The sequence below is a fragment of the Fulvivirga sp. AWR4_260 genome, assembly GCF_056158185.1.
Genome location: NZ_JBSWSU010000015.1, coordinates 3,167,477 through 3,177,900, shown reverse-complemented (window position 1 = coordinate 3,177,900; position 10,424 = coordinate 3,167,477). Strand labels below are relative to the sequence as shown.

Here is a 10,424-nt window from a genome sequence, read left to right as displayed (position 1 = left end):
GTCAATGAAGCGAGTATTATTTTTTATTCTTAGTTATGGCTTGGTTTTATCAGCCCATGCCCAAAAAGATGTAAGCTTAAAGTTGGCTAATGATAGTTTTAAGAAGGCCAATTATTATCAAGCTATTGTTCTCTACGAAGAAATATTAAAAGTTGCGCCTAAAAATATAGAAGCCAGCTTTAAATATGCAGAGTCATTGTACGCGGCCAGAGATTTAAAAAAAGCGGTAAAAGCGTATGATCATTTTCACTCCATAATAGTTAAAGATAAAGAGTTAAAAAATCAGTATTACATTACCTACCTCCATAGAGGCAATGCTCTTATGGCCACACAGCGGTATAAAGAGGCGCAGATTGTTTACTTAGAATTAATGAGGATGCACCCTCAGGATAAGAATTTTAGGCAGGTGAAGAGGTTAGCTAATGCTAAAATTAAGTCATGTACAGATGCTGAGCTTTTATTGAGTGAGCAGTACCTTAAGGAGTTTGAAGTACAGAGAATGGAGGAAGGCGTTAATACTCCTTACTCTGATTTTGGCCCCGTTTGGGTTAATGATAACGAACTACTCTATACTACACTGCACGAAGATACGCTCCTTGTAGTAGATAGAAATAGTGATTTCATGCCCGTAAATAATATTTATAGGGCCAGGAAGTCTTCCGCAGGATGGAACACCCCTGAGCATGATGCTAATTATAATCATGATTTTTTGCACACGGCTAATGGCAATTTTTCTAAAGACAAAAAGAGTTTTGCATTTAGTGTCTGTCAAGAAAATGCTAACCATGAGATTAAATGTGCTATTTATATCAGTTATAAAAAACATAATGCTTGGTCTAAGCCAGAGAAATTAAAGAGTGGAATAAATGAAGCAGCTAGTACTAGTACGCAGCCCACTTTTGGTGAGTATAGAAGAAGGCGAAGCACCGCAGAAGTGCTCTATTTTGTGTCTGATAGAGTAGGAGGAAAAGGAGGGCTAGATATTTGGTATTCGGCAAAAGACAGAGTAGGGCGGTGGGCACCTCCGGTAAATTGTGGTAGTGGTATTAATACCGCAGGCAATGAGATTACACCTTTTTATGATTTTGATAATGAGACTATGTTTTTTAGTTCAGACGGGCATTCTGGTTTGGGAGGGTACGATGTGTTTTCTTCTACGGGAGGCTTAAAAAGCTGGAGAAGACCTTCCAATTTAGGTGCAGCTATTAACTCTGGCTATGATGATACTTATTTTTCTTACAGGGTAAGTGGTGCTAATGGAACCCTCGTGTCTAACAGAGATGGAGCTGCCTCTGCATTTGGTCAAAATTGTTGTGATGATATTTATTACTTTAATCAAAAACTGATTTATAACTTGCCAGGCATAGTGGTAAATACTGACTCGGTGGCTATTCCTTATGCTGAAATAGGTGTGTCGCTTGTGCCAGATTCTGTTAGCTGGATGCCAGAGCCTACAGAAGATGGGCAGTTTAAGCTAAAATATAGAGCAGATAAACCTTTTAATATTATAGCCAAAAAGAAGGGGTATAATGCTGAAATAGTGTCTGCTGTTGATGAAAACAATGATTTTAAAGATAGTGTAATTATTGTGTTACATAAAGCTATAGAAGACATGCAGCCGATAGCCTCTAAGACTACTACCCAACTGCCCGTAAGTATTGATGAAAAGGAGGCAGAGATAAAATATAAGGAAGAAAATATGGCCATTGACCAGTTTAAAATAGATCGACTGGGACGATTAACTCCTGCACCTAAAGCTGGTGATTTAATTAGGCTTCCTAATGTTTTCTTTGAATTTGGAAAAACTAGCATCAGTAAAATGTCAGCCAAACAATTAGACATGCTAGTGAAAATAATGAATGCTGCACCTGATATGCAAGTGGAAATTGCAGGGCATACGGACAGTAAGGGGGAAGAGAGCTTTAATCAGAAACTATCTCAAGATAGGGCTGATGAGGTAAAACGATATCTAGAAGAGCATGGCATTAATGCGATGAGAGTTAAGGCTGTAGGCTATGGAGAAAATAAACCCTTGGCACTAAATACTAATCCCGATGGCAGTGACAATGAAGGTGGTAGAGCGCTCAATAGAAGAATAGAAGTACTGGTGATTAAAAATTAACATTTTGGAGTTAAGTGCAGGAGGTTATACCAACAATCATGTATTTGATCATCATTAATTAACATAAAATATTTCTCTTTAATTTTTTGATTTGCTATCTTATAAATTAGATAGCAACCTGTCTTCATGAAGAGACTCTTTTTACATATTGTCATTGTACTTCCACTTATTTCGATAAGTTGTATTAATGATAATGTGTGTAATGATTGCTCGCTACCTGCTGACCCAGTAGTTATTCAATTAAAGGATGTTAACAGTGGAGATAACCTAATGGCTTCAGGTGTTATAAAGGCGGCTACGGTTAGCTTAGACAAAAATACGCTTCCGGTTAACTGTAAGTATAAAATCAATAACAATCAGATTACTATCGATGGTATAGATTATGAAGAAACCAGCCGTAGTGTGAAGTTATTTGTGGGGCATCAGTCATATGATTTAGTGCTTAGTATCAACAAAGTAACCAAAGACTGCTGTTCATACGCAGAGGTTAAAGAAATAAAAATAGAGGGGCAAAAAGTACCCTACGCTGCTGATGCCCGAGTGTATACCGTATTTTTAGACGGTACCCAATTCATGTAGTTGCCCCTGTTTTATTAATGTATTCTTGAGTCTATATACGAATCTACATTCTCTTTGGTAATTACCTCCAAAGGAAATAAATCTTCCTGAGGTAGCTCCTTATGAAACAATAGATGGTTGGTAAGGTGGCTAATGCCGAGTTTTACCATTCGTTTTGGGTTTTGGTTAAGTAAGAAATTAATGCTGCCGTTTTTAAGATATTCTACGTTTTTCTCTAATAAGTCAAACCCAACCAAACGTATATGCCCTAAATTATGAGACTCTAAAATGGAGGCTACAATGTGCGTGCTTTGAGATGTAGACACAAAAATAGCATCAATTGAAGACCTTTTTACTATGCTTATTAACTCCTTTTCTAAATTAAGCAGGTCAGGAGTATTAAGGTGATGACTTTCTATAGTGTTGTTAGAGTTTTCATAATAATCACGAAGCCCTTTTTCTTTTGCTTTTAAGTGAGCAGAGTTGTCAATATCTTCGTAAATATGCATTACAGCTATATTTTCGGTGTCTTTCTTTTGTCCTAGGTGTAGTAATTCACCAGCTACGCGCCCACTTTGGTATAAATCCTGACCAATGAAACTCACAGGATTGGCTTCAGGAATGTTGGTGTTGAAAAGCAGAAAAGGTATTTCCTTTTTCTTTAATATTTTAAAGGCATCTTGTGACTCTCTGTAAAATATAGGCGCCATTAAAACACCATCAAAGGGCTGCGTTAGGGCTTCCATGCCTATTGACTTGAAGGAGTTTTCATCATACAGGTCGAATGCAAAAGTGGTAATTTCCACTCCATAATGAGCCCATTCTTCTATGCCTTGTGTTATGCCCGATTGTGATAGCGCCCAGTATTCATCCTGAGAAGCATTAGGAAGTATTACAGCTATTTGTAATGACCTGTTAGATCCAAGTGTTCGGGCTATTAAGTTGGGTTTGTAGTTGGTTTTTTTTAATACTGATTCTATGCGTTTACGTGCTTCTTCTGATACTCTACCTCGCTTGTGTAATACACGATCTACAGTACCGACAGAAACACCCGCCATTTTTGCAATATCTTTAATTCTTATGTTGCCTTTGTTACTCATTTGTTATCGGTTATCTATCAAAAATAATCAATCACAGTTAAAGTAAAACATAAAATATTATTTCGTGTTTAAACATTTTTATGAAAACGATTTAGCCGGAAAATTTACTTATGTGTTGCGAACACATTAGTTCCGTTGTCGCGCACAAGTGTAAAAAATATTTTTATTTTTCACCTTACGTCACTACATTGACCTCTATAGTAAAGGGTAAGATAACCTTCTGATTTGCTGACAATTGTATTTGGTTTTTAAGTGTTTTGTTTACATTTAAAAATTGATTTTCAAAAAATCTTCAGAAGTACAAAATTTTACTAATACTTATACATTTTAATCAACCTTTAAACAATCATGTTAAAACCTAACCTCTTAAGGGATTTACTCCCTGTTAAAGTCAGTACTTTATTATTTCCCTGGCTTTACCCTAAATTTTTCAATATAAAAAGCGTATTAATTTTCACTGCCATGTGTTTAATTGCCATTACGCAACTTCGTGCCCAAACCACTGTAGTTACGGGTGTGGTTATGGATGCAGTAGATGACTTTCCTTTACCAGGAGTAACAGTACAATTAAAAGGCACCAACACAGGTACCGGCACTAATAGTAATGGTGAATATAGCATTGAAGCTGGTCCTGATGATATTTTAGTATTTTCATATATTGGTTTTGCTACTCAGGAAGTGCCGGTAGGGGTGAAATCAAAAATTGTAGTAAGACTACAGCAAGACATTCATGAGCTTGATGAAGTAGTAGTTACAGCATTAGGAATAAAGAGAGAGACCAAGGCGCTGGGCTATGCTGTGGCTCAGGTTGATGGAGATAGGTTGGCTCAGGCCAAGGAAGTGAATGTTATAAATTCACTTTCTGGAAAAGTAGCCGGTGTAGATGTTTCTTTACCTTCTTCAGGGCCTTCAGGCTCTTCCCGAGTTGTAATCCGGGGTAACTCGCAGTTAGATGGAAATAATCAGCCTTTGTATGTTATAGATGGTGTACCCATGGAGAATACGCAGTTGGGTGCAGCAGGAAAATGGGGTGGTTATGATTTGGGCGATGGATTGTCTAGTTTAAACTCTGACGATGTAGAATCCATATCTGTATTAAAAGGAGCATCTGCAGCTGCACTGTATGGCTCCAGGGCTTCTAACGGTGTGGTTTTGATTACCACCAAAAAGGGAAAGTCTCAGCAAGGAATAGGCGTTGAATATACTAGCAACGCTACTTTTGAGCGTGTGCTTTCTAAGTTTGATGATTACCAAACTACGTATGGGCAGGGCTACGATGGTCAGTTGCCAGATGAGAATGATGCAAGCTTAACTACTCAAGTGGCTTGGGGTGCACATTTAGACCCTAACGTAAGCATTCCTATTTATAACGGAGAAATTAAACCTTACGGTGCGGTGGATGACAATGTTTTGAGTTTCTTCAGAACGGGATCAACATTCACCAATACCGTGGCGCTTACGGGTGGAAATGAGGTTGCTAACATGAGGTTATCAGTCTCCGATATGAGAAATAAAGACATTGTGCCTAATAGCGATATGTCTAGAAATACTTTTTTATTGAATGGTTCAGTAAAGCTGGGTGAAAAGTTAACTGTAAATGGTAAAGTAAACTATGTATACGAAGAGGTAAACAACAGACCTGCTTTATCAGATAATGCCAATAACGTAGGGCTGGCCTTAATAGGCTTGGCTCCTAACTTTAACCAGAAATGGCTGTCTGAAAATTACAAAGACGAAAACGGTAATTACTACGATTGGAACGGTGGTAACATTTATCGCATCAACCCTTATTGGTCTATCAATGAAATTACCAACGAATCTACCAGAGACAGAGTGATGGGCTTCGTTCAGGCTAATTATGACTTCACAGATTGGTTGAGTCTAAATGTGAGAGCCGGTACAGATTTTTATAATATGAGGTTCAGTAACTTCTACTCAGAAAGTACGCCTACTTGGGAATCTGGTGCGCTAGAAGAGCAAACCGTATCGGCTAAGGAAAATAACTTCCAGGCCTTGCTACAGTTTAATAAAGACTTGTCATCGGAGTTTTACATTTCGGCTTATGTAGGTGGTAATATAATGAAGAGCAGATATGAGCGCTTTTTAGCTACAGGTTCTGACATTATTGTTGATGATATTGCTGCCATTCAGAATTTCATCAACCAGAATAATGAATACTTAATTACCCGTAAGCAAATCAATTCTGCATTTGCTACAGTGCAAACAGGCTATAAAAATACGTACTTTTTAGATGCCAGCTTAAGAAATGACTGGTCTTCTACTTTGTCTTCTAATAACAATTCTTATCTCTACCCATCGGTATCAGGTAGTTTTGTGTTCTCTAACTTTATCAATTCTACAGATAAACTATCGTTTGGTAAAATCCGAGCTTCTTGGGCTGAAGTGGGTGGTGATACTGACCCTTACAGGCTTAACCAGACATACAGTGTTAGAAGCTTTTCATTATTGGGTAGACCTCTAGGTGAAATTAGTGGAACTGATCTTCTTAATCCAGATTTAAAACCTACCAGAACTTATTCATATGAGTTTGGTACAGATTTAAGGTTTTTAAATGAGCGAATCAACCTAGATGTGTCATATTATCACTCATCTACCAAAGACCAGATATTGAGATTGAGAGTGCCTTCTACCAGTGGTTATGACTATGCCATAGTGAATGCTGGTGAAATAGTAAATAAAGGTATAGAAGTGATGCTTACCGGAAGACCAATAGTAAGTGAAGATTTTAACTGGGATGTAACGGTCAATTTTGCTAAAAATGTGAATAAGGTAGTGAAGCTTCATCCTGATTTGAAAACTTTAGCCTTGGCAGAAGCACGCTGGGCAGGGGCCATAGTAGCTGCGCAAGAAGGTGAAGCTTATGGCGCCATCTTAGGTAAGAAATTCAAGCGAGATCCTCAAGGTAACATTATTCATGAAGCAGGTTTGCCAGTAGTAGATGAGGAAGCGGGCTTGCAAGTTTTAGGTAACGGTGTTTATGATTGGACCTCTGGTTTGACCAATACATTTAGATACAAAGGGTTTAGCTTAAGGGTTTTGGTAGACCTGAAAGTGGGTGCGGATATATATTCTATGAGTAATGCATTTGCCTATTCTAACGGAACCAGCAAGCATACTTTAGAAGGAAGAGAAGGTTGGTATGCATCTGAAGAAAGAAGAGCAGAAGCGGGGGCATCTCAGGAAGAGTGGACACCAACGGGTGGATACATTGGTAATGGCGTTAAAAATATCGGTACGTTAGAAAATCCCGAATATGTAAAAAATGACGTGTATGTAAACCCTCAGAGTTACTGGAATGGTATGTATAACAACTCTCCAGAGTTTTTTATATATGACGCTACATATGCCAAGTTGAGAGAACTAGTAATTGGTTATACTTTCCCATCTTCTTTGCTGGGCAATGTTTTTAAAGAAGCTACTTTATCATTTGTAGGCCGTAATTTATTCATCATTTATAGTGATGTGCCTAATGTAGATCCTGAATCTAATTATAGCAATAGCAATGGCCAGGGGCTAGAATATGGCTCTATTCCTTCACGAAGAAGCTATGGATTTAGCTTAAATATCAAATTATAATTAGCTCAGCTTTAAAGATTAAATCAAATGAAATTAGCAACTAAATTTAAAACAATCATAGCAGGATTATCCATTGCTGCCATGTTAGGGAGCTGTGATAATTTTGAAGACTTAAACACTAATCCTACAGCTTCTACAGACATTGATCCTAATGTGATGCTGCCTACTATTCAAATGAACCTCACGGGGGAAAGGTTTGAAATATGGCGTAATAGCTTCATTTATGCTTCTGATTGGATGCAGACTTGGACAGGAGAATATGCTACCGTAGAGTATGGAGGTAAAGGAAAGAAGAATGATGCTTACATGAGTGCTACTTGGGATGTGCAATACCCAAGAGATGTGCGCAATGTAGTAGATATGGTGAATAGAACAGCGGAAGACCCAGAGATGGTAAATATCAATGCTGTATCGAGAATTATGAAGGCCTATATTTTTTCTCGATTGACTGATTTGTATGGTGATATACCTTATTTCGAAGCTGCAGAAGGGTATTTTACCGGGGTTTTAAAGCCCAAATATGATAAGCAAGAAGATATCTATAATGATCTTTTTCAAGAGCTTGATGAGGCTACTACCGCCTTGGATCCAGCAAAGGACAAGGTTACAGAAGATGTTTATTTTAATGGAGATATCGAAAAGTGGAGAAGATTTGGTAATTCATTGAGACTTCGTTTGGCGATGAGGTTAACCAAGGTAAATCCTACAAAGGCAAAAGATCAAGCTGAGGCCGCTATTGCTAAAGGTGTGATGCAAAGTAATGCTGATATGGCTGTGATGCAGCATATCAATGTTCCTTTTGGTGGTGGAGGCAAAGGTGGAAATGGTTATTCCTATACCTTTATGCAAGGATCTACCACAGAAAGTGTATTTAGAATTTGCTCTACTTTGGGCCAGTATTTGGTGGATACTTCAGATCCAAGGTTAAGGATATTAGCCGCTTGCTATTTTCCTGCTGGCGAGAGAGTGGATATCACTGATCAGGTATTTGCGGAATTGGGAAGTTATACGCCCATGTTTAATAAGCCCAGCATGCTAGTAGGTGAGTCATCTCCCTCAAGTGCCATTACCGTGACGGTTAATGGAAATGAAGAGTCGATAGCAGGTAAATATCAATTATTGCAGCCAAGTAGGTTAATTACAGCCATAGATGCTCCTGCAGTAGTTATGAGTTACGCAGAAGTGGAGCTTTGGCAAGCAGAAGCGGCTTTTCGTGGCTGGTCTGCTAATGGTACAGCATCGGAGCACTTTTCTAAAGCTTTAGCGGCTGGTGTTAATCAATATAGTGTATATGGTGCTAGCATTGATGAAGGTGCTGTGGCTGATTTTGTGAGTGCTAACCCTTTAGATGAACAAAGAGCATTAGAAATGATTAACAATCAGCTATGGATAAATTTTGCATTGAATGGTCAGGAAGCATTTGCTAACTGGAGAAGATCAGGATACCCCGATATTACTTACCCAAATATAGCGCCCACACAAAACCAATCAGGAGGAGAAATTCCAAGAAGAATGCAGTATTCGCTTACCGAATATGTATACAATGCTGAGAATGTAGAGGCCGCAGTGGCCAGAATGGACGCTGGTGATAGTTGGACAGGCAGAGTATGGTGGGATGTAAAAAACTGATCAATAACTAAAGAGAATCGACATGATAAAATATAGATTAAAATTATTACCAATATGGCTTTTGTGCATGGCTACAGTTTTTGGCTGTAGTGATGAGGCCGAAAATCCGGGGTTTGATAATGATGCTATTCCTAGAATATTCGATTGGGCAGGCACATATGCATTTAATGTAGGAGAGGAATTTGATATAGATTTGAGAGTATCTCCAAGTGATAATGCATCTTTTGAGTGGGCAATTGAAGGAAATCCGGTATCCACTGAAAAACAACTTAATTATAAGTTTGATAGTGCCGGAGAGTACAATGTAAAGTTTACTGTTGTGAGAAACGGAGTTGAAAATACGCGAGCAGGAAAACTATTAGTGACAAAGCCTTTTGTAGCCAAGACCTACAATAAAAAAGTGGTTGGTTTTCTAACAAGAGCTGGTAAACTAGAAAATGTTGACTTTGAGCATCTGACCCATTTAGTAGTGAGCTCAGCAGTGGTCAAAGATGTAGATGATGGCTCTAGCTTGGTGGATACTACTCTTACAGATATAAATATTCCGTTATTAACCAAGGTAGCTCATAACTATGGGGTGTACGTTCTCCTTGATGTTACTGGCACCATGGTAGATGTAAATGGAGGAGGAGTGTATGGCGATTATGGCTTTTATAATGTTATCGCTGATGAAACCAAACGCGATTTAGCCATTCAAACATTTTTGAAATTTGCTCAAGACAATGAATTTGATGGTGTCAATATCTATTTGAATAATACCTCTGAAGGTCCAGATGCGTTAGATGCCGATGTTGTTGGCGCTTTTTATAAGGCTGTAGCAGAGTCAATGCCAAGTATTGAGGAATCAATCAATGGCAAATTTTTCTATACTGCAAGCGTGCCTGGTGGCTGGACGAGTACTGCTTTGGCTCCTTTAGTGAACACTATAGATCAAATTGATTGGGTAAATATACAACCTTATAGAAATGAGGATTTAACTCCTGTAGACCATGCCTCACTTTATGCGTTTACTACATTAGCCGAGACTTGGATTGGGCAGGGTGTGCCTGCAGAGAAAATAGTGGGAGGCTTCCCTGCTTTTGGGCTGAAATATGATATTCCTTCGGAAGATGAAGGCATAGAGGTGAATTGGGGCAACCTTTGGCAGTTTACTGCTTATATGCCTTATAAGAGTGTGTTACAGGTAGATGCTACCGCTAATGCTAAAAGTTATTTAGGAGTGGATAAGGGCACCTATACGCATAAGCATGAGAACAATGGCATTTATTATGATGGTCAGGACAAAGTCGCTTTAAAGGGCAATACAGTGCTAGAAAATGGATATGGAGGTTTAATGGTGTGGTCACTAGAAAATGACGCTGCAGCTGTTGATAAATCGCTTTTAAAAACAGCTTATGAATCTTTGAAAAATTAAAGAC

6 protein-coding genes are annotated in these 10,424 nt (G+C 38.4%); 5 read left to right on the top strand and 1 reads right to left on the bottom strand.

Features of this window, described 5'->3' with window-relative positions:
• Positions 1 to 4 precede the first annotated feature (4 nt).
• On the top strand, positions 5 to 2,122 hold the full coding sequence (locus ACXACQ_RS19640) for an OmpA family protein (protein ID WP_474977694.1): 2,118 nt from the start codon (positions 5 to 7) through the stop codon (positions 2,120 to 2,122).
• Positions 2,123 to 2,248: 126 nt separating this feature from the next.
• Complete coding sequence (locus tag ACXACQ_RS19635) at positions 2,249 to 2,701, top strand: hypothetical protein (protein WP_474977692.1); 453 nt, start codon at positions 2,249 to 2,251, stop codon at positions 2,699 to 2,701.
• Between the two features lie 14 nt (positions 2,702 to 2,715).
• Here ACXACQ_RS19635 and ACXACQ_RS19630 read toward each other — a convergent pair whose 3' ends face one another.
• Positions 2,716 to 3,780, bottom strand: a complete 1,065-nt coding sequence (locus ACXACQ_RS19630; RefSeq protein WP_474977691.1) for a LacI family DNA-binding transcriptional regulator — start codon at positions 3,778 to 3,780, stop codon at positions 2,716 to 2,718.
• A 348-nt stretch (positions 3,781 to 4,128) separates the two neighbouring features.
• On the opposite strand from ACXACQ_RS19630, the gene ACXACQ_RS19625 reads away from it, so the two are divergent.
• Genes ACXACQ_RS19625 through ACXACQ_RS19615 form a run of 3 tightly spaced genes read left to right on the top strand, consistent with a single transcriptional unit; the run spans position 4,129 to position 10,420 of the window.
• Positions 4,129 to 7,377, top strand: coding sequence for a SusC/RagA family TonB-linked outer membrane protein (locus ACXACQ_RS19625; RefSeq protein ID WP_474977690.1), 3,249 nt, complete (start codon positions 4,129 to 4,131; stop codon positions 7,375 to 7,377).
• 27 nt (positions 7,378 to 7,404) lie between these two features.
• A complete protein-coding gene (locus ACXACQ_RS19620; RefSeq protein WP_474977689.1) occupies positions 7,405 to 9,006 on the top strand; it encodes a SusD/RagB family nutrient-binding outer membrane lipoprotein in 1,602 nt (533 codons plus the stop codon).
• Positions 9,007 to 9,028: 22 nt separating this feature from the next.
• Positions 9,029 to 10,420, top strand: a complete 1,392-nt coding sequence (locus ACXACQ_RS19615) for a glycosyl hydrolase family 18 protein (RefSeq protein WP_474977688.1) — start codon at positions 9,029 to 9,031, stop codon at positions 10,418 to 10,420.
• The last annotated feature ends 4 nt before the right edge of the window (positions 10,421 to 10,424 follow it).